Annotated in this window: 23 protein-coding genes; 16 read left to right on the top strand and 7 right to left on the bottom strand. The window is 49.3% G+C overall.

Annotated elements, in window-relative coordinates; genetic code table 11:
* Positions 1–6: 6 nt before the first annotated feature.
* From J7438_RS14400 to J7438_RS14380, 5 genes are all read right to left on the bottom strand, one after another.
* The gene (locus tag J7438_RS14400; protein ID WP_209277088.1) at positions 7–843 is read right to left on the bottom strand and encodes a FliH/SctL family protein; all 837 of its coding nucleotides are present in this window, start codon (positions 841–843) and stop codon (positions 7–9) included.
* 4 nt (positions 844–847) lie between these two features.
* Positions 848–1,885 (bottom strand): flagellar motor switch protein FliG, encoded by a 1,038-nt coding sequence (locus J7438_RS14395; RefSeq protein ID WP_209277087.1) that lies wholly within the window; start codon positions 1,883–1,885, stop codon positions 848–850.
* Positions 1,878–3,536 (bottom strand): flagellar basal-body MS-ring/collar protein FliF, encoded by a 1,659-nt coding sequence (gene fliF / locus J7438_RS14390; protein ID WP_209277086.1) that lies wholly within the window; start codon positions 3,534–3,536, stop codon positions 1,878–1,880. The genes J7438_RS14395 and fliF overlap by 8 nt, the downstream gene beginning before the upstream one ends.
* Positions 3,537–3,849: 313 nt before the next feature.
* Positions 3,850–4,122, bottom strand: a complete 273-nt coding sequence (gene fliE / locus J7438_RS14385) for a flagellar hook-basal body complex protein FliE (RefSeq protein WP_209277085.1) — start codon at positions 4,120–4,122, stop codon at positions 3,850–3,852.
* Between the two features lie 171 nt (positions 4,123–4,293).
* Positions 4,294–5,289, bottom strand: coding sequence for a MotY family protein (locus tag J7438_RS14380; protein ID WP_209277084.1), 996 nt, complete (start codon positions 5,287–5,289; stop codon positions 4,294–4,296).
* A gap of 182 nt (positions 5,290–5,471) precedes the next feature.
* Between J7438_RS14380 and J7438_RS28345 the strand changes: the two genes are divergently transcribed.
* From J7438_RS28345 to J7438_RS14320, 12 genes are all read left to right on the top strand, one after another.
* Positions 5,472–6,515 (top strand): FliM/FliN family flagellar motor switch protein, encoded by a 1,044-nt coding sequence (locus tag J7438_RS28345; protein WP_209200773.1) that lies wholly within the window; start codon positions 5,472–5,474, stop codon positions 6,513–6,515.
* Positions 6,512–7,234, top strand: coding sequence for a FliM/FliN family flagellar motor switch protein (locus J7438_RS28340; RefSeq protein ID WP_209277083.1), 723 nt, complete (start codon positions 6,512–6,514; stop codon positions 7,232–7,234). Before J7438_RS28345 ends, J7438_RS28340 begins: the two co-directional genes overlap by 4 nt.
* Positions 7,206–8,042 (top strand): flagellar type III secretion system pore protein FliP, encoded by an 837-nt coding sequence (gene fliP, locus J7438_RS14365; protein ID WP_209277082.1) that lies wholly within the window; start codon positions 7,206–7,208, stop codon positions 8,040–8,042. The genes J7438_RS28340 and fliP overlap by 29 nt, the downstream gene beginning before the upstream one ends.
* A 111-nt stretch (positions 8,043–8,153) precedes the next feature.
* Positions 8,154–8,420, top strand: a complete 267-nt coding sequence (locus J7438_RS14360) for a flagellar biosynthetic protein FliQ (protein ID WP_209200776.1) — start codon at positions 8,154–8,156, stop codon at positions 8,418–8,420.
* A 5-nt stretch (positions 8,421–8,425) separates the two neighbouring features.
* Positions 8,426–9,187, top strand: a complete 762-nt coding sequence (gene fliR, locus J7438_RS14355) for a flagellar biosynthetic protein FliR (protein WP_209277081.1) — start codon at positions 8,426–8,428, stop codon at positions 9,185–9,187.
* A gap of 3 nt (positions 9,188–9,190) precedes the next feature.
* Complete coding sequence (locus J7438_RS14350) at positions 9,191–10,354, top strand: EscU/YscU/HrcU family type III secretion system export apparatus switch protein (protein WP_286196598.1); 1,164 nt, start codon at positions 9,191–9,193, stop codon at positions 10,352–10,354.
* Positions 10,354–12,501, top strand: coding sequence for a flagellar biosynthesis protein FlhA (locus J7438_RS14345; RefSeq protein ID WP_209277079.1), 2,148 nt, complete (start codon positions 10,354–10,356; stop codon positions 12,499–12,501). The genes J7438_RS14350 and J7438_RS14345 overlap by 1 nt, the downstream gene beginning before the upstream one ends.
* A gap of 158 nt (positions 12,502–12,659) precedes the next feature.
* Complete coding sequence (locus J7438_RS14340; protein WP_209277078.1) at positions 12,660–13,613, top strand: DUF1186 domain-containing protein; 954 nt, start codon at positions 12,660–12,662, stop codon at positions 13,611–13,613.
* Positions 13,614–13,919: 306 nt separating this feature from the next.
* Complete coding sequence (locus J7438_RS14335) at positions 13,920–14,186, top strand: type II toxin-antitoxin system Phd/YefM family antitoxin (RefSeq protein WP_209277077.1); 267 nt, start codon at positions 13,920–13,922, stop codon at positions 14,184–14,186.
* Positions 14,183–14,365, top strand: coding sequence for a PIN domain-containing protein (locus tag J7438_RS14330; RefSeq protein WP_209200841.1), 183 nt, complete (start codon positions 14,183–14,185; stop codon positions 14,363–14,365). Before J7438_RS14335 ends, J7438_RS14330 begins: the two co-directional genes overlap by 4 nt.
* A gap of 272 nt (positions 14,366–14,637) precedes the next feature.
* A complete protein-coding gene (locus J7438_RS14325; protein WP_209200781.1) occupies positions 14,638–14,865 on the top strand; it encodes an AbrB/MazE/SpoVT family DNA-binding domain-containing protein in 228 nt (75 codons plus the stop codon).
* On the top strand, positions 14,862–15,284 hold the full coding sequence (locus J7438_RS14320) for a type II toxin-antitoxin system VapC family toxin (RefSeq protein WP_353620140.1): 423 nt from the start codon (positions 14,862–14,864) through the stop codon (positions 15,282–15,284). Before J7438_RS14325 ends, J7438_RS14320 begins: the two co-directional genes overlap by 4 nt.
* Here the strand turns inward: J7438_RS14320 and J7438_RS14315 are convergent.
* Positions 15,271–15,495 (bottom strand): flagellin, encoded by a 225-nt coding sequence (locus J7438_RS14315; protein WP_209200783.1) that lies wholly within the window; start codon positions 15,493–15,495, stop codon positions 15,271–15,273. The two genes, J7438_RS14320 and J7438_RS14315, sit on opposite strands and share 14 nt — an antisense overlap.
* Positions 15,496–15,573: 78 nt before the next feature.
* On the opposite strand from J7438_RS14315, the gene J7438_RS14310 reads away from it, so the two are divergent.
* Positions 15,574–15,762, top strand: a complete 189-nt coding sequence (locus J7438_RS14310) for a flagellar basal body protein (protein WP_286196588.1) — start codon at positions 15,574–15,576, stop codon at positions 15,760–15,762.
* Positions 15,763–15,785: 23 nt separating this feature from the next.
* On the opposite strand, the gene J7438_RS14305 is transcribed toward J7438_RS14310, so the two are convergent.
* Complete coding sequence (locus tag J7438_RS14305; RefSeq protein WP_209277075.1) at positions 15,786–16,730, bottom strand: ADP-ribosylglycohydrolase family protein; 945 nt, start codon at positions 16,728–16,730, stop codon at positions 15,786–15,788.
* Between the two features lie 319 nt (positions 16,731–17,049).
* Between J7438_RS14305 and flgB the strand changes: the two genes are divergently transcribed.
* From flgB to J7438_RS28335, 3 genes are read left to right on the top strand one after another with little or no spacing between them, the layout of a single operon-like run.
* The gene (flgB, locus tag J7438_RS14300; RefSeq protein WP_101746835.1) at positions 17,050–17,436 is read left to right on the top strand and encodes a flagellar basal body rod protein FlgB; all 387 of its coding nucleotides are present in this window, start codon (positions 17,050–17,052) and stop codon (positions 17,434–17,436) included.
* Position 17,437: 1 nt separating this feature from the next.
* Complete coding sequence (gene flgC / locus J7438_RS14295; RefSeq protein ID WP_209200786.1) at positions 17,438–17,854, top strand: flagellar basal body rod protein FlgC; 417 nt, start codon at positions 17,438–17,440, stop codon at positions 17,852–17,854.
* Positions 17,855–17,897: 43 nt separating this feature from the next.
* Complete coding sequence (locus J7438_RS28335) at positions 17,898–18,536, top strand: flagellar hook assembly protein FlgD (RefSeq protein WP_209277074.1); 639 nt, start codon at positions 17,898–17,900, stop codon at positions 18,534–18,536.
* The last annotated feature ends 42 nt before the right edge of the window (positions 18,537–18,578 follow it).

The following is an 18,578-nucleotide window of genomic DNA, read 5'->3' as shown; positions in this document are numbered from 1 at the left end:
ATCGCATCAACTTTCCACTAATAACTGTTCATGCACAGTATCAATACAAGCCATAACACGACTTTCCACCGTGGCATCAACATCGCCAAGATCGGTAACCAGACGACAGCCACCTGCTGTTAGACCGTCATCCTCCTGAATAGACCAGCCCTCGGGTAACTGTTTGATAATCGGGTCTATCAGAGGGCGATCCACAGGATTGATCACCAGTTGCCCTCCTTTAATGTCCGGAAGCATGGACATAGAGTCGGTAATCAGTTGATGAATTGACGCTCGCGAGGTCGCCAGTTCATGGTTTACTACCTGCCTGACCACTTTGCTGATCAGTCCGATCAGCGGTTGGCCTAAATGCAGCAGGGTTGATTGATGCAGGTTGTACAACTCATTCCAGAGGCTATTCATCAGAGTCAGCCATTGTTCCGCGCTGGCTTTCTGCTCCATCTGTGATTCATGCATTCCAGCCTGGTGTCCGGCCTCAAAACCATTCTGATAGCCTTCCTGATAGCCGTCCTGTAAGCCACGTTGCTGACCTTCAGCATACCCGATGTCTTCTGCTTTACGACGATGGTCAATGTTCCGTTGCCGGGCCCTTCGAACAATCTCCCGCAGCATTTGAAAGTTAATACCGGTCGGTGGTTGCGCAGGCGTCTGTTGCCCGGTGCATTGGTCCTGTTGATAACCTGACGGTGGGAACTGATAGCGTTGGACGCAATGCTGTTCAGGTTCTGAGAGTTCCTTTCCTGTCCACCCGGAGCCCGATGGAGTGGGCACATCATCACGGGTTTTATTCCAGCCAGCACTCTGTATTTCAGTGCTTTGTCTGCATGCTGTGGTCTTTATCATCGGGTTACTCCAGCATTACTTCATTGCCACGGAGCATTTCAATCTCTCCGCTTTTCAACAGATCATCCATCACCTGTACCACTCTACGCCTCGCCTCTATGACTTTACTCTGTGGAACGGCACCCAATACCGCTACTTCTTCCCGCAGGTAGTTAGCCGCTCTTTTACTCATGGACTGATAAATATGATGACGAACCTCCTCCGTTTCCCCTTTAAGCGCCATGGCTAAATCCGCTGGATCAACCCTGGCAATCAGCCTGGCAATGTTCTCCATTGAAAGATCAGTGACCTGGGCAAATACCAGCATTTGTTCTTCTATTCGCAACGCCATGGCGCTGTCAGATTGCTTCAGGTTGAAAAGCACCTGTTCCCTTGACTCAGTGTCAAAAAGATTCAGAATATTAGCGACCTGCTGCTCACCGTTAACGGACAGTAAGCGATCAATCGCCTGTTCATTAAGAAAGGATTGCAGAAAGGTGACAATGGCCTGCACAGACGCCTGGGACAAGCTGCTAATATGGGCAATCCTTTCCAGAATACCCTGCACTCGTTCCCGGGGAAGCAGGTTAATGACATCCGAGGCCTGATCCGACTGCAGGCAGGCCAGCACGGCTGCCTGAAACTGCTCCGGCTCATCTTTGATCATGGCAGCCAGAAGCTCCGGCTTCATTAACTGCAGCCCGGTCAGCGGCTCCCGGTGGCTGTCAGGAGGATTTACCAGACAGATAGCCTGTTCTTTACCCAATGCCTTTTGCAGGACCTGCCGCATCTGGATCTGATAATCACCTAACAATAGGCTGACATTGGCATAAGACTGCTCAAACTGATTCAACATCGTAATCAGCTGGTCACGATTCTTTACCCGCATTTTTTCAGAATACTGGCTGATAACTCTTATTTCACCTGGAGTGAAATGTTTTATCACGTTAGCAGCAGCCTGTTCACCCAGTAATAACAGAAAGACGGCGGCCTCTTCCCCAGAGCCATAACTACCGGTCAGGTTCTGTGAGCGCTCAGGCTGCTCTGTTTTTGACTCAGCCATTAACGTGATTCCTCTTGATCCACTCTTTTAATACGGCAGCAACTTTTTCCGGCTCATCCTGAGCCAGCTCCCGGTATCGGGCAACCTGCTCCTCCAGAGTGACCGGAGGGCGGTCAGTGGGTATTTCGTTATTGGCCACTGATGACCCGGGCTGATCCGCCATACCGGAGACGGTGGCCCTGACACTGTCTGTCGACCCGGGCGATGACAACCGGTGAGCACGTAAGAGCCTTCGACAGCCCAAGACTATAAACAGCAGGAGAGCGATCAATAATATCAATTGCAGAACTTTGTTACCGAGGTCAAGCCAGCGATGGAAGCTCTTCTGGTCGGTAGTGGGCAGAGGCGGCGGGACGTTGGCAAAAGGGAGAATGGCGAGGCTCATGGTATCTCCCCTGGATGCATCAAATCCTGAAGCTTGCTTGATCAGTGTCGTTAGCCTTGCTTCACTGTCAGGAACCGTTGTTTCGGGTTTTAACCTGCCATCGTCAATGACCACGGCAATGGTTAATCGCTTCAGTTGGCCGGGATATCGGGTTTCGTTGCTGATCTGGCGGCTGACCTCATAATTACGAATCACCTTCTGTTTACCGACTTCTTCCTGTCCGGATCCCGGTGCTTGTGTCCCGGGAGCAGGAACCGCAGGTGCTTGCCCGATGGTGGCTGGTTTGTCCAGCAAAAATGGCCTGCCAGACTCGATCGATTCACTGCGTAACACCATGGTGTTTGGGTCAAACTGCTCAGAGTTTTGTTCTATTTTGTCGTATGTCAGATCAGCTGCGACATCGACCCGGTAGTAACCCGGGCCGACCACAGCATCAAGGATTTTCGATAACTGCAGCTCCAGATGGCTTTCAATACGGGTTCTGGCCTTAAGATAGGCATGACCTGTGCCATCACTGCCAGTGATCAGCGCAGTAGCAATCGCCTGGCTGAGCAGATTGCCATATTGATCAACGACCGTGACATCCTGTTCATTAAGTGTGGCAATACTGCCGCTCACCAGGCGCATAATACCTTCAACCTGATCCGGTTGAAGCCGCATGCCACTGTAGAGTCCCAGATACACCGACGCCTTGGCCGCCGGGCTGCTCCTGAAAAAGACGCTCTGCTCAGGGACTGATAAGTGCACGCGGGCATAGCGAACCGCATTGATACCACTGATCGTTTCGGATAACGACATTTCCAGCGAACCCAGAAACTGCATTTGCTCGACAAAACGACTACTGCCCATAGCTGATGCCTCTGGCATCCATGGTTTTGCGCCAGGAGCGATAATTCCTCCGGCGGCCATAGCCATGCGCGCCTCTGACAGCTGGTTAGCGTGAACCAGTAGCTGCCCATCGTCCGGGTTGATTCGGTAGCCAATTCCCTGTTTATCCAGAATGTCGATGATTGCTGCCATATTGTAGTTTTCGCCATAACCATACAACGAGCGGAAGTCACGGTCATGCCACCAGAGGGCCGTATTAATCAGCACGGCAATCAGCAAGGCACTGACCACCAGCAGTATCAGCAGTCTCTGGTTAGTGCCGGAGCCTTCAGGCGTTCCTTTCAATATTGCCGCAAACCAGCCATGCAACTGGTGCCAGTATTTTTTAGATGCCGCACTGATAACCTCTGACGATTGCAGGGAGGTGCTTTTATCCACCGTTTTGCCCACCTTTTGTCCATCAGTGATTCAATTCAGACCCGGGCCTGGTTTTTTACGACAACCTAAGTAGCTAACCATATGAAATCGTATATTTCTGACTCCTTGTGCTGGCACTTTGCTTCGTTACAACTCCGGTCACATAGCTGCGGCTATGCTCCCTCCGTTGTGCCTCGCATAGTACCAGCCCAAGTAGCCAGAAATATTCGATTCCATATGGCCAGCTACTTATCCGGTTCATGGGAGGAGGTGAAATTAAACGGAATCAAACAGTTCTGACGACTTGATTTACTATTAACAGACGACGATTTAACTAAACCTGCTGGTTAAACGTTTCATGATACCCTTCAACAATGTGGTTTCTGACCTGTATCAGCATACTCATGGTCTGACTCGCTTTCTGAATCGACATCACCGTTTCAATCAAATTATCCTGCCCCGCTTCCAGTTCAGCCATGTGCTGTTCTGCCTGCAGCTGGGTATTGTTGGTATGATTCAACAGCGTGGTAAAAACACGGGAAAAAGGCTCAGGTTGATGAGCGTTATCACTGATGGGGGTTGGCAAGAACTCCGATGGTGACTGCACCTGGAATGTACTGTCTGGAGGCAATATCATTGCTGGAATGGGCATTGGTAATTTACTCGCATACTTAAGCAGTCGCTTATTACTTCAATACACTCAAGGTTTACATAGTGTTTGAATCCTTTTAAAGATAGATTGTTTACCGGTAGTTGCCATGATTTATGAGACAGTGAGTTAATGTGGGTCTTCAGACTCTTCCATTGGGCTCTTGTTGGCATCCTGCAACAATGTAACCTCAACTCGTCTGTTTTTATATCGTCCGGCAGCGGTCTCATTACTGGCCACAGGGTAACGTTCGCCATGATAACGGGCAGTGACGTTGACAGGTCGGCCAATTTTGGCTTCCTTCAGGTATTGTTCCAACTGGTTGCGCACAGCATCAGCCCGTTTTTTTGACAGTTCCAGATTTTGTAACCGGTCAATGGTTTCATAGCTGTCACTGAAGGGCGTATTATCAGTATTACCATCAATGGTAATTTCGCTGATGTTTTTATCCACCGCTACATAGCGCACAGTATCTAATAACCACTGTCGTTGATGGTTATTTAACAAAAACTGTCCCAGGGCATAATGAAGGTTGTATTGATGCAGCTGTCGGAAGTTTCTTGGCAGTAAGCGGGCAATACACTCTGACATTTTTTTCATCGCTGGCAACATACCCACCGTGGGAATTCTGACTTCAATGGTGTTACTGGCAGGACTGCTGTTTTGTGACATTTTTTTAACAATATAAACAGACAAATAACTGCGGCTATCAAGCCGGTCAAGCAATTGGCTGACCGGCATTTTCAGTGCCACCTGAAGACCTTTCGCCTGAAAATTATCGGACAAAAAATAATCAGTGATCAGCAGTTGTTGGCCGTGCTGGCCCGGTCGATAAATTTCTGAGGCGCTTTCGAATGAATCTTTTGAATAGTGCCCCCATGGTTGGGGCATGATCCAGACCTGTACTGATTCCGGCCGTGCCGGGTAGAGCGAGGTCTCTAATTCAATAGACTGTTGGTGTCCTGCTTCAGCGATAATAGAAACGCCACCAAATAATGGTACTTTCTGATATAAACGACACTCAAAGTGTTTGTTTTCATGCAGTTGCCAGTCAATATCATCCATAACCACATCATAGAGGCTGGCAGAGACTGGCGAATGGCACAGGATTGATAATAATGCCATGAAGATAAAAGGGTTAGTAAGTCTAACTGACAGTAAAAAACTCATCTGTTTCATAGCACAGGCTTAGCACAGGGTTCTGTCCGGCAGGATGGAAAAAAAAACAGTATGAACTACTTTTTCAGGAGGCTATTGATGGGAAGTATCGAATGCCTTCTACAGAGTTTAGTTCCCCGGGTCGTGTTGTGGATCACAATTTGGTACATAGCAGGACTGATGGCAGCAGTGATTCAGGGCATATACAGCGTGGTTATCTGCATCAGATGTCCCCATCGGTATTGCGTATGACAAAGAAGCTGGAGACGCTTTCACTGTCATTTTCTGATAAGTTGCTGAAGGCTTTGAAGAAGATTATTGAAAGCCCGATGATTGGTGCCCGTTGTCATTTAAATGATGATATTTATACGACGATTAGCCAATTACAGCAGCTGCCAAGACAAACTCTTTATCGTTTTCAACTCCCGTTTGACGATCAGCATTTTTCTTCGGAAATCTGCCGTGAACCCAGCTTTGGATTTTTACTGTTAGATCAGCGGCTACCTGACTTTCTCACGGTCCTCTGTTTCGGTGGCAGCCTGGCTTCCCTGGTTGCCGGGGCTGAGGATTCAGCACCAGATGACTCTTCGTCAGACAGCTCTCCCCCTGCTGTTACAAGAAAGCTCACAAGGATTGGTAAACAACTGATGGATCAGGTTGCCAGTGCTCTGGCAGAGGTTTGGAGGACAGCGGTTTGTTCGCCCTATTGCCCAGTATCAGACACTGGCTTCTCTTCTTTGGCCCAATGGATGGGGGGATCACTGATAACCCCTGCTTCATTCGCAGATGACTGTCTGCTGAATCAGTTTGATCTTGAGTTTCATGACCCGGCATACGCTGACTCACCATGGTTAGTCCCTGTTTGCTTCTATACCCCGGTCAATGCTTTTACCAGTGCCATGGTAGAGCAGGTAATGGTTGACGAAACAGGTTCAAAGCAGCCATGCCGGGATCGCATCCTGAGGTTTCTTGGCAAAATCGAGGTCGATGTTACCGTTGATCTTGAGCCACTGTCTTTGCCGATGAGCAAATTATGTGATCTGAACGTTGGTGACGTTCTATCGATACCCCATCCCGGAAAATCACATATGAGAGTGGAGAATGCTCTCCTGTTTCGAGGAACGACAGGGCAACATGGAGGGCTTCTTACTGTGGTAATCAATGAGTGTTTAAGAGGAGAGGACAGTCAGTGAACGACTCACGACCATCAGTTGATGATGAGCTTTCAGTTGATGATGAGCTTACAGTTGATGATGAGCTTTCAGCTGATGATGAGCCTTCAGCTGATGAAGAGCCTTCAGCTGATGAAGAGCCTTCAGCTGATGAAGAGCCTTCAGCTGATGAAGAGCCTTCAGCTGATGAAGAGCCTTCAGCTGATGAAGAGCCTTCAGCTGATGATGAGCATGCAACGTTAATTAATCCGGAAGCATCGGATATTGCGAAGGAATACGTTCAGCATGACTCTTCTGATCAACCCGTGTTGAAGGGCTCTGATGTACAGCCCGTAAATGGGATGACGGACGATAAATCAGCAGGCGTTCCTGAAGAGCCTGATAATAATGAAGCAGACCATAATACGTCAGGGTCAGTAGAACATGATAGTTTGGAACCAGCGATAACGGACGATGCAGAGCCTGATTCGTATAAGGAACCTGATGAAGAGCCCCAGGCCGGGCTTACTTCGTCAAACCTGGGTCTTGTCGGAGCTTTAGAAGTTACTATGACCCTGAATGTCGGTAGCAAACGTATGGCCATTACCGATGTTCTTAACCTGCACACAGGTTCTGTCGTCTGTCTGAACCGTCGGGAACATGACCCACTGGATGTCATGATAAATGGGGTATTGTTTGCCCGTGGCGAAGTGGTTCGGACAGGGGATTATTATGGCCTGCGCATTCTGGAAATCCTCTGATATTGATGTCTTGTCAGGTGTCTCGCGTATTGCCGTCTATGTCCGTGGTTTGCGGATACCCGTTACGGCCTTGCTGCTGATTTTACCCACAGTTGCTGAGGCATCCCCTCAGTTGCCGTTGTTATCCGTCACCTCCGGTGATAATCAGCAGGATTACACGGTTAACCTGCAGATTTTTATAATATTGACGGTACTGGCTTTTCTCCCCGGCCTGCTGATGGTAACCACCAGCTTTACCCGGGTATTGATCGTACTGGCGATACTTCGCCAGGCACTTGGGTTGCAGCAAACACCACCTACCCGGGTGCTGATTGCCTCGGCACTGATCCTGACAGTATTCATTATGAAACCGGTATTTAACGAGATCCGGGAACAGGCGGTCGAACCTTACCTGGAAGAGCGAATGCCATTCAGAGAAGCGATAGAAGTCGCAGGACGGCCACTGCACCAGTTTATGCTGAAGCAAACCCGAAAGGTGGATATGGAACAATTTTTGGTGTTATCCGGTGAAATTTCTCCTGTCGACGACGGTGGCGATAAACCGGATGTGGTGCCCGAGAATATTCCGTTTTCCTTACTGATGCCGGCTTTTTTAAGCAGTGAAATTAAAACCAGCCTGCAGATGGGGCTGATGATCCTGCTGCCATTTCTGGTTATTGACCTGCTGGTTGCCAGTATTCTTATGGCACTGGGCATGATTATGCTCTCGCCGATGTTGATCTCTCTCCCCTTTAAACTGTTGCTGTTCGTTCTGGTGGATGGCTGGGGTCTTATTATGGCAGGCACCATCAGGAGCTTTTCTACCTGAGAGGCTGTTTGGGAAAAGGTTGCCGCTCGCTTCCCACAATAGCACGGACGGTTCCGGCATTTCGGGTAGCGGGGAGTGTCAGAACGTTATTTACGACGTGGGGTACAGTAAATGTCACCTGACGATGCGGTCTACATGTTTGCCAATGCGTTGCGGAGTGTTTCCTGGATGGCCCTGGTGCTGATTGCTCCCGGTCTTGTGGTGGGCCTGCTGATCAGCATTATCCAGGCGGCAACTCAGGTAACTGAACAAACCCTGAGCTTTCTGCCCCGGTTGCTTATCACATTGTTAACGCTGTCACTGTCAATGCATTGGCTGGTTCAGGAGTTAAGTGCCATCTTTACTGAGTTTTTTGTTGCCATTGTGAATAGTCAGTGAGCGGTATGGCACTTTCTGAACTGTCACATCAGATTGTGCTTTACTTACTGGTGTTTTGTCGTATTTCCGGATTTGTCATGACCTGTCCGCTGACCCGGGAGTGGTTACCTCTCTCAGCACGCTTACTGCTGGCTTTAGCACTGTCTGTGGCCGTCATGTGGCAACTGTCATCTGCAATGACTACCGACCTGTCACTGAGCCTTGTCCTTGCGGCCTGTTCTGAGTTTATTACCGGACTGTTATTTGGCGCGGTATTACTGATCTATTTCAGCGTGTTTACCCTCGCAGGGCATTTAACCGGCCTGCAGATGGCGTTGGGATTTGCAGAACTGAACGACCCTGCCAATGGCATCAGTGTTACCGTGATTGCCCGTATCTATCAGGTTATGGCTCAGCTTCTTTTTGTTCTGATCAATGGCCACCTGCTGTTCTTTATGGTGGTTATTAACAGCTTTCATGCATTACCCATCGGGCATTTTCTGATGATTAGCGACAGAGTACCAGCCCTGATCACCATGACTGGCTGGATGTTCGGGGCCGGGCTGCTTATAGCCCTGCCCGCTATTGTCTGTCTGCTGATTGTCAATCTCACCTTTGGTTTCATCACGCGATCAGCACCACAGATGAATCTGTTAACCCTTGGCTTCCCCATGATTGTTCTGGCCGGAATCGTATTGTTGAGCCTTAATATACTTCAGGTGCCTTATGTGGTCGAACAGCACAGCCACTATGCATTGAAGATTCTTGGGTTGCTCCTGTCCGGCTAAGTGATGAATTCCGAACAGCAAGAGCAGGGCAGTGAGCCCACGGAGCAACCCAGCGAGCGGCAGAAAAAGAAAGCCCTGCAAGAGGGACAGGTCTCCCGGTCAAGAGATCTGATGATTGCCATGCAGTCTCTGGCCATTTTTTTACTGCTTGGCAATTCCCGTTATTTTGATCAGATTGACACCGTTATAACCATGCTGGCACAGGTTGACGCACCATTGAATGATGCCTCCCAGGCATCGATTATGGACAGTCTGCAGACGGCATTTTCCGTATTTCCGGCGGTCATGATCACCATGTCCCTGGTGATTGTATTCAGTGTCACCGCTGGTGCCCTGATTTCCGGCCCCTTTATCTTCAGTCTGACCATCGTGGCAGCAAAAGCCCGGCGGATAAATCCGGTGGCAGGGTTGAAGCGGATCTGTTCTGTTCAGGGGCTGGCTGAGGTGGTGCGGGCATCATTAAAAACCCTGTTATTGGCCGTGGCGCTTTTTTTGATTATCCGCTACCGACTGCCAGAAATCATGGCACTGCGCACCTACCCTGTGCCGATGGCAGCAACCCGGGCATTAACGCTGTTATTGTCCACCGGACTGGGATTATCCTGTGTACTTATGGTCATTGCCGCTGGTGATGTTGTGTGGCAAAAACACCGCCTTCGGAAACAACAGCTTCTTACACGACAACAAGTCAAAGACAATCTGAAGAACGAAGATGGCTCACCACAAACCCGGCAGAGGATTCGACAGGCACGGCAAAAACTGGCGGCAGTGACGCGCAGGAAAATGCTGGATGCTATCCCCGGTGCAGATCTTGTGCTGACCAATCCGGGCCATTTTGCGGTGGTATTGAAATATCAGCCGGACAGTGATCGGGCTCCGGTACTGGTGGCCCGGGGGGTTGACCATATGGCAGAACTGATTATCAGCATCGGGCGCTCGGCGGGCAAACCGGTACTGATTCAGCCCATGCTGACCAGGGCCCTGTATTATCATACTGACATTGATCAGGAAATTGCCCCGGATTTGTATCAGGCGGTGGCAAAAATCATGGTCTACCTTTATCAACTTGATCGTTATCGCACTCACCAAAGTACCTTCTGTCCCAGCTCACCGAATATACAGATACCTGAAAAATACCAGCATTCATCAGGCACAGGAAATCCGTAATGAGCAGTACCGGCTTGCTCCTGCCGACCCCTTCAAAGGCTTCCTTATTGGCGACACCGCTGCTATTGCTGGTGGTTCTGGCCATGCTAATGTTGCCTATTCCGCCATTTCTACTGGACTTCCTGTTCAGTTTTAATATTACCCTGTCGTTGATTCTGCTGATTCTTACCATTTACATTAACCGCCCCCTGGATTTTTCCCTGTTCCCGACACTGTTGCTGGTCGCCACTTTGCTGCGGCTGGCCCTGAATATTGCCTCAACAAGGGTGGTGCTGATCAATGGTCATAACGGACCCTATGCGGCAGGTAAGGTGATTGAGGCATTTGGCAGCGTGGTGATTGCCGGTAATTATTTTGTTGGTTTACTGGTTTTCCTGATTCTGGTGATCGTCAACTTTGTGGTTATTACCAAAGGTGGCAGTCGTATATCGGAAGTGACTGCCCGTTTTGTGCTCGATTCGATGCCAGGCAAACAAATGGCCATTGATGCTGATCTGAACTCCGGCGTGATTGACCACAATGAGGCCAGGGTGAAACGGGAAGATATTACCCGTGAAGCGGATTTTTACGGGGCCATGGACGGTGCCAGCAAATTTGTTCGTGGTGATGCCATTGCCGGGTTGATGATTTTGCTCATCAATATTCTGGGCGGTGTGAGCATTGGCGTCTGGCAATATGACATGAGTGGTACCGAAGCCGTTCAGCTTTATGGGCTGATGACTATTGGTGACGGGCTGGTGGCCCAGATCCCTTCCCTGCTGTTATCCACCGCAGCCGCCATTATGGTGACCCGTATATCCGGGGCTGTGGACATGAACCAGCAGGTTCGACAGGAAATTATCGGACAACCCAGGGCGTTGATGGTCGCTGCTGCGGTACTGGTTGTGATTGGTCTGGTACCGGGCATGCCCCATGTGGCTTTTGTGATCCCGGGCCTACTGATGATGTCGTTTATCTATCGACGTATATCCATGGAAAGAACGACTGAACGAAAGAATGCACTGGCTGGCAAAGGCGATGAAAGCAGCGTAGCAACCGGGGAGCGACTCACATGGCAGGATATATCGGTTGTTGACCCCATTGGCCTGAATATTGGCTATCGTGTGATATCACTGCTGAGTAAGAACCCTGCGAATCATGGAATCAGCCATGTAACCAGTCACGTAACGAATGGTGAGCTGGCGAGTCAGATCAGGCACCTGAGAAGGGAATTGTCGGAAAAATACGGCTTTCTGATACCAATGATTCATATACGCGATAACCTGAATCTGGACCCGGACAGTTATTCTATTCAGCTGCATAACGTTACCGTTGACCATTTTAAACTGCACCTGGATCAATTACTGGCCATTGCCCTGGAGAATGCCCGGCCTCTGTCTTTTGCACCTCCGGTCAAAGACCCCTGTTATGGGTTGACGTCTTACTGGATTCCAGAGACTGAACGGGAGGCATCATTGCAGGCCGGCTATACCGTGGTTGATTGTGCCACAGTGATTACCACCCATGTCGGCAGGATGATCGAAAATCATATCGACGATCTCTTCGGGTTCGAAGAGACTCAGGGGTGGCTGACCCATCTCCGACAAATCTCACCGAAGCTATGCGACGAACTGGTTCCGGATAAACTGCCTCCGGGCACATTGATGCAAGTTCTCAAGCGACTGCTGGCTGATAATATTTCGATTGCTGACAGCCCACGCATTGCCGCCACATTACTGGCTGCTTCAGGGCCACAGCAGGATATTCTGGTGCTACTGAGTCTGGTTCGTATCACCTTGCGACGGCAGATTATCGACCCACTGATCAATCATCAGTCGCTGCCGGAGCAGCTTTTGGTATTTACCCTGTCGCATGAACTGGAAAAAATGTTGTTGATGGCCAGAGAGCAGGCCAGACGAGATCCGCAGTTTTCAGAAGAGTCTTTCGTTATCGAGCCCGGCCTGTCGATGCAATTGCAGAATAATATTCCAGAGTTGGTCAGTCAGGCCCATAAACAACAGGTGGAACCCGTACTGCTGGTCTCACCCCAGCTCTGGCCTCTGCTTTCCCGGTATAGCCGCATCGCGCAATACCGATCATTAACAATATTGTCATTTCAGGAGATCCCTGATGATCTTCAGGTGGAAATTATCGGACAGCTGGGATGATGTTGGGAGCATTAAAAAACCTGGAGAGTCCATCAGAAATAAGGCTTATGGGAAGAAGCCGTCAGGAATATCCAGGTGAAGCTTTCAAAGGCTGTATATTGATGTCGTGAAGGTCTATCCTAGCGGTCAATTTCTTTAATACGTTGGATTAACTGGTTATGCCCCTTTCTACCGAGGATCTCTCCAGACTGAAACAAAGCCTCTCCCGGGTTTCCAGTGAGTTGCCTCTTCCAGCCTTGAGAGAAGCCACAGAACATCGGCAGGAGATCACTCCCATGCTCCTGCAGGCGCTGGAAGCGGTGAAAATACGTGGCCAGCGCAGCAGCTCATCGGCAAAAAGCCGTCTGGCACTTCATGCCCTTTATCTGTTAACGCAGTTTCGTGAGCCAGCGGCGTGGCCCATTGTCGTTGATCTGTTCAGCTCCATGAGTTCTGAACAGAATGTGGCGATTGGGGATGACTTTGACGAAGTGGTTTGTGATCGTCTGAGCCAGATTTTTGCCACCGTATGTCCCGGCGATATTCGCCCCCTGCAGTCCATTATTGAAAACAGCAGCATTGATGAATACGTCCGGGATGCCGCACTGGGAGCCCTGGTGGTTCGTTATCAACAGGGAGACCTGGAGCTTCAGGTGTTGACGACCTATCTGCATCAGCTGTATGAGTACGGTCTTGAGCAGGAAAAGAATCAGGTATGGAATGCCTGGGTCCAGGCCTGTTATAACACTCAGCCCGAGTCTTTTATGGCGGCCCTGAAAGACCTCTACGAAAAAGAGTGGGCGGATACCTATTACATCACCCTGTACGAACTGAAATTACGCTGCGGTGTTGCGCCGGAAGTGATTAATACGTCGGTGATGAAGCAGGAAGGTGAATTCTACTGCTATCTGGAGGACGCTGTGGCGGCATTAAGGCAGTTGAGCTGCTATTCCGGAGAGGGTAACGAGCTGTTAACCAACCTGGAGAATATGGTGATCAATCAGACGGCTCCAAAGCAGGGTGAACAGTCTCAGCGAGCATCGACGTTTACTTCATCACCTGCCGGTGTTGGCAGAAATGATCCCTGCCCCTGTGGCAGCGGCAAAAAATTCAAGAAGTGTTGTTTGCACTGATAACCAGTACACGCTTTCAATGCAATTGATGGGTTTCCTCTATCAATGGCACCCAAACTCCGTTCATCCTGAGCGGAGTCGAAGGATGGGAGCACCGCACCTCGACTCCGCTCAGTGCGAACGGTATGGATATCAACACTTGCCTGCACAACAGAAGTCGTTTTTTATAAAATTTACTTACATTATTTTTTGAAATTTTTTTATTATCTTTGTTCTGCCGAGGAGCCTGGGAACAAGGCCGCTGCTGAACTTGCCTGATTCGGAATGGTTAGCCAAGTTTAGCTAAACGGCTCGGAGAACAACAACATGCCTGAATCCTTTCCTAAGGAACATAACCCTGATCGCATTATCAATATGCATGAGGCCAAGAGCCGACTGTCGCAGCTGGGTGAGTTGGCCTGGCGCGGTGAACGTGTGGTGATTTCCCGCTCCGGCAAACCTTATCTGGAGCTGATTCCCTATCGCGAGCAGAAAGCTCGTCAACCCGGTCGATTCAAGGGGAAAATCAAGATAGCGGATGATTTTGACCAACCGGATGACGATATTATCGATCTGTTTGAAGGTGATGAATGAGCATCAGGCATCTGTTACTGGATACCCATGTTTTCCTCTGGTGGCTGGATGATAACGTGCGGCTTGGCCAACAGGCCCGCCAGCTGATTGCCCAGGCAATAATCGAGGGGTTGGAGCTGTTGTCGGCTGATTCGGTATTTCCCGGTTATCAGGTCAGGCTGCTTAATGCCGGAGAGTGATTCCGGCATTTAAGCTGATGGGCAAGAATTATTCAAATACCCTGCAATTACACGGTTTCAATGTAATTGATGGTTTCCCTCTATCAATGGTACCCAAATTTCGTTTGTCCTGAGCGCAGCCGATGGACGCTCAGGGTGAACGGAGATTGTTCACATCAAGCTCATTGAAATGGTGTGCCAGTGCTGATGTCTGAAAGTGAAAATTTACTTAGCGATATATTATTAACTATTAATTTAATACTTATTAAGTTATTTCAGAGCGATCAAATACCATGATGAAACTGACCACGCAGGGGCAGGTCACTATACCCGCCAATATCCGCAAAAGCCTTGGTCTTAAGCCCGGTGACCGGGTCAGCTTTCTGGAGAATGACCGTGGTGAAATCGTGGTTCAGAAAGTTGACGTTGAGTATTCCGACCCGGTAGAAAAAGCCGCCGACGATTTCAGTCTGACCATGGGCGCTGACGAGCTGATGAAACTGCTGAGGGATGATCACTGATTCCCAATCTGCTTATAGACACCTGTGTCATATTGGATATTCTGGATCGGGAAAGTCGCTGGCATAACTGGTCTAAAGATCAGTTCCGCCGCCTTTCGAAGACTCATAGCCCAGTGATAAACCCCATTGTTTTTTCTGAACTCTGTGCAGGAATGGAATCTCCCGCTGTCGTTCTGCAGCTATTGAGCAGCCTGAGTATCAGCGAACAATCACTGAACCATGAGACCTTGTTTCTGGCCGCCAAAGCTTTTGTGCAATACAAGAAACGGGGTGGTACAAAAGGTGTATTGCCGGACTTCTACATTGGTGCCCAGGCCGCAGTATGCAGCTGGCCCCTTATCAGTCGCGACAAAGGGCGCTTTACCCGCTATTTTCCAACCGTCCATGTCATCATGCCCGAAGCCATTAAATATAATTAAACAACGACAGCTGACTCACCTTGCCATAACTTTTCTGGCTGGCCTGCAAAGCCGTCTGCGCCAGGGGCAGCTGGGTGATTGCCCGGGCAAAGTCCAAATCTTCCAGTGAGCCTTTCAGCGCCGTGGTCATGGCCACCGTTTCTTCGTTGGCCGTCTGTGTCATTTCCAGGGTATTCATCCGTGCGCCAACCGATGTTGTGGTGGAACCCACTGCTGCCAGCGTATCATCAATTATTTACTTATCAGGTTTTTCTGTGTCACTAAACCGCATCTTTGATATTTCCGGGTAATGACTGCCCAGACCCTGAAGCTGAATACCGTCGCCAGTAACCTCGCCAATGCAGACACCCCGGCAGCTTCGGCAGAAGAGGCTTATAAAGCCAGAAGACCGCAGTTTGCAGTGGTTCTGAGCCAGGTCAATGATGAGCCAGCTTATAGGAGGCTATCCGAGTCGGGTTTAGTTGTTTGGGGTAAATAATGGGATAACTCTGAGTGTTTGTATTATAAGGCTTCCCATTCAGGGGGCAACACAGAACCGGGTAATGAGGTTCGTGCAATCCAGGAGGTTGGCATGGCTTTATCAGAACCGAAGAAACATGCAGACAAAATTGCACCTAATGGAATAGCCCTGCCACAACTGTCACCTCCGCAGTAAATATTTTCTCTCACTGTTTTTTCATAGTTCTCGGCCTGTAGCAGAAGATGGGTAATCACTATAAATGAGGCGTCAAGACCGCAGTGCATTCCCACTTCCTGTGCAACCTCTTTCGGTCTGCGGTTGAGCATTGATTCAGCGATTTTGATTGCTTTGGTAATGTCTTCGCTTACTTCTTTTGCCTGTTCCACACACTGCTCAGGTGAAAGGCCCTCATGAGCACTTTTTATCATGATGGTAACAGCTTTGGCGAAGGTAACGGCACTGTCGTTATTATTGGTGACACGCACTGCTGATTCTACCTTTTCCATCAAGTCCTGGTCCTGGCCATGGACAGCAATCAGAGGTGGTAGCTTTGATAATGCCGGATTCTGGGTATCGTCAGCACCGCAGGCAGCAAGAGGTTCATCATTGCTCTTTCTTTGATGGAGGTTGAGCAGGGTTTGCCTGGTTGGATGATCCGTATAACCTTGCCATTGACCACCAAAGTCAAACCATTTCTGGAAAGATTCTATGTAGCTCTGTTCCGAGTATTGACCATTGGCGATGATGGCATCCTGCATCGACAGCAACTGAGCGCCGTAATGGGAAAACTCACCGGCCTGTTTTCCTTTATGGGCAAAGTATCCCTTGTCCTGGTATTCTGCCCGGACAGGCGTATGAAACTCGGGACTTTCACCTCCGTACTTTGCAATCAGGGCCTGATCGTACAACCAGTGAAACCCCATGGCAGCGGCGTCAGCGACCAATGCGCCAATAACTGATTCATAGGCTCTGTGTCGTTCAATCATTGTAATACCTTTCTGTCACGTTATATGCCTGTCTGAATTTTTAGCATACTCCCTGTATCATCGCCCGGTTTCCTATTGTGTAAGCATCACCAGTTATTTATATAAAAGGGCTGCCCGAAAGAAAAAATACTGGTTTCCCCGACTGAATTTACTACACATGTAAATGGCAAAGAGGTCGCCTTGTCGCGACAGTAAAAGCGGAATTGATAAAGTATCGCAGCGCTTTACAGATAACCTGATATGTTTGGTGCTTCGGTATCATTATTTCATTTTGCACTGGTGCAGTACTCAAGGAAACAATTTACAGGGCAGGCTTGATATGGCCATCAGTTTTGACAAAGTGTTGGGTATTCATCCACAGGCGTTGGCATTCAGAGGACTAAGGGCTGAGGTACTGGCCGGTAATCTGGCCAATGTCGATACGCCGGGGTTCAAGGCTCGGGATATCGAATTTTCTGCTGTGTTGAATCATCAATTGAATCAGCCGGAAGGTGCGGAAGCCGCTCAACGGGCCTTAAAACTGACGGCGGATACCCAGTCGTTGATGTATAGAATTCCTCACCAGCAAAGCAGTGATGGCAATACCGTTGAGCTTGGGGTTGAGCAGTCATCGTTTGCCCGTAACTCCCTGGATTTTCAAACCAGCCTGACATTTGTCAGAAAAAAACTGAGTGGGCTTGAGCTGGCGATCAGGGGAGGTATGTAATATGTCATTGAATAATCTCTATGCAATTTCCGGTTCAGCGCTTAATGCCCAAACGGTAAGGCTGAATAGTATTGCCAGTAATCTGGCCAATATGTCCAGTGCCGGCAGCTCTCCAGAAGCCGCATACCGCCCATTGCGACCTGTTTTTTCTACGGTGTATGACCAGCTTCAGGGTGGTGGGGAGTCTGCTCAGGTTACCATAGACGACGTGTTCAGAATGCCCCCCAGTGATAAGAATCGCCGTTATGAGCCGGGCAGTCCTTTGGCGGATGAGTCTGGCTATGTCTATTACCCGGACATTAATGTCATTCAGGAAATGGCAGATATGTTATCAGCTACACGCAGTTATCAGAGCAGTATGGAAGTGATGGTCAGTGCCAGAAAGTTACAGCAAAAGCTGCTGTCACTGGCTGAGTAATGAATGATTCAGATAACCCATGGATAAGCGCTAAAGGTGATATGTGACAGGGATCAGTCCGGTAAATAATGCTTCCAGTTCGTCAGTTCAACCGTCTTCAAGCTCCCTTCAGGTGGACCAGAATCAGTTCATCGAGCTCTTTGTAGCCCAGCTGAATAATCAGGATCCCTTAGCGCCCCTGGACACCAACCAGATGCTGACACAGCTTTCCCAGATATCGTCGGTAGAGAGCCTCAACTCCATTGATGATCGTATTGATGGGCTTATCAGCTCACTCCAGCAGTCACAAATGTTAGGGGCCTCGCAGCTGGTGGGTAGAGATATAAAAGTTAATACCAATCGAGTTGAACTGGAAGAATCAGGAAGTGTAACGGGTGAAGCGCAAATACCGGTAGCGGCCAATGATGTATTGATCCGGGCCTATGATATCAATGGTGTGCAGGTTACCTCACAGTCTCTGGGAGCCCATGGCAGTGGGAAAGTTAATTTTACTCTTGATGATATCAGCCCGGGACAATACACCATAACGGCCACGGCGGTCAGTGGTGGCGAGGCTTATGCAGCAGCAGTTACCCTGGGTGGGCGCGTATCCGGTGTTGAAACCACGGGCGCAGGAACCAGTTTGAAACTGGCTAACCTTGGTACCTATCCACTGTCATCGGTTCAGGCCATCTCAGAATAAATCGCTCTGCGCAATAATGGAGATGTTGAAACCATTTAAGGA

Source organism: Thalassotalea sp. G20_0, assembly GCF_017744175.1.
Lineage (GTDB): Bacteria > Pseudomonadota > Gammaproteobacteria > Pseudomonadales > Endozoicomonadaceae > Endozoicomonas.
Note: the sequence above shows the minus strand (reverse complement) of the source record. Positions and strands in the feature narration are given on the sequence as shown.

Excerpts from the sequence above, each read along its gene's own strand:
- J7438_RS14305 (WP_209277075.1), bottom strand. The coding sequence starts at position 16,730 with ATGATTGAACGACACAGAGCCTATGAATCAGTTATTGGCGCATTGGTC.
- J7438_RS14395 (WP_209277087.1), bottom strand. The coding sequence starts at position 1,885 with ATGGCTGAGTCAAAAACAGAGCAGCCTGAGCGCTCACAGAACCTGACC.
- J7438_RS14310 (WP_286196588.1), top strand. The coding sequence starts at position 15,574 with ATGACTGCCCAGACCCTGAAGCTGAATACCGTCGCCAGTAACCTCGCC.
- J7438_RS14325 (WP_209200781.1), top strand. The coding sequence starts at position 14,638 with ATGATGAAACTGACCACGCAGGGGCAGGTCACTATACCCGCCAATATC.
- J7438_RS14400 (WP_209277088.1), bottom strand. The coding sequence starts at position 843 with ATGATAAAGACCACAGCATGCAGACAAAGCACTGAAATACAGAGTGCT.
- J7438_RS14345 (WP_209277079.1), top strand. The coding sequence starts at position 10,354 with ATGAGCAGTACCGGCTTGCTCCTGCCGACCCCTTCAAAGGCTTCCTTA.
- J7438_RS14350 (WP_286196598.1), top strand. The coding sequence starts at position 9,191 with ATGAATTCCGAACAGCAAGAGCAGGGCAGTGAGCCCACGGAGCAACCC.
- fliR (WP_209277081.1), top strand. The coding sequence starts at position 8,426 with ATGGCACTTTCTGAACTGTCACATCAGATTGTGCTTTACTTACTGGTG.
- J7438_RS14330 (WP_209200841.1), top strand. The coding sequence starts at position 14,183 with ATGAGCATCAGGCATCTGTTACTGGATACCCATGTTTTCCTCTGGTGG.
- flgB (WP_101746835.1), top strand. The coding sequence starts at position 17,050 with ATGGCCATCAGTTTTGACAAAGTGTTGGGTATTCATCCACAGGCGTTG.
- J7438_RS14340 (WP_209277078.1), top strand. The coding sequence starts at position 12,660 with ATGCCCCTTTCTACCGAGGATCTCTCCAGACTGAAACAAAGCCTCTCC.
- fliP (WP_209277082.1), top strand. The coding sequence starts at position 7,206 with ATGGCCTGCGCATTCTGGAAATCCTCTGATATTGATGTCTTGTCAGGT.
- J7438_RS14360 (WP_209200776.1), top strand. The coding sequence starts at position 8,154 with ATGTCACCTGACGATGCGGTCTACATGTTTGCCAATGCGTTGCGGAGT.
- J7438_RS14335 (WP_209277077.1), top strand. The coding sequence starts at position 13,920 with ATGCCTGAATCCTTTCCTAAGGAACATAACCCTGATCGCATTATCAAT.
- flgC (WP_209200786.1), top strand. The coding sequence starts at position 17,438 with ATGTCATTGAATAATCTCTATGCAATTTCCGGTTCAGCGCTTAATGCC.
- J7438_RS14380 (WP_209277084.1), bottom strand. The coding sequence starts at position 5,289 with ATGGCATTATTATCAATCCTGTGCCATTCGCCAGTCTCTGCCAGCCTC.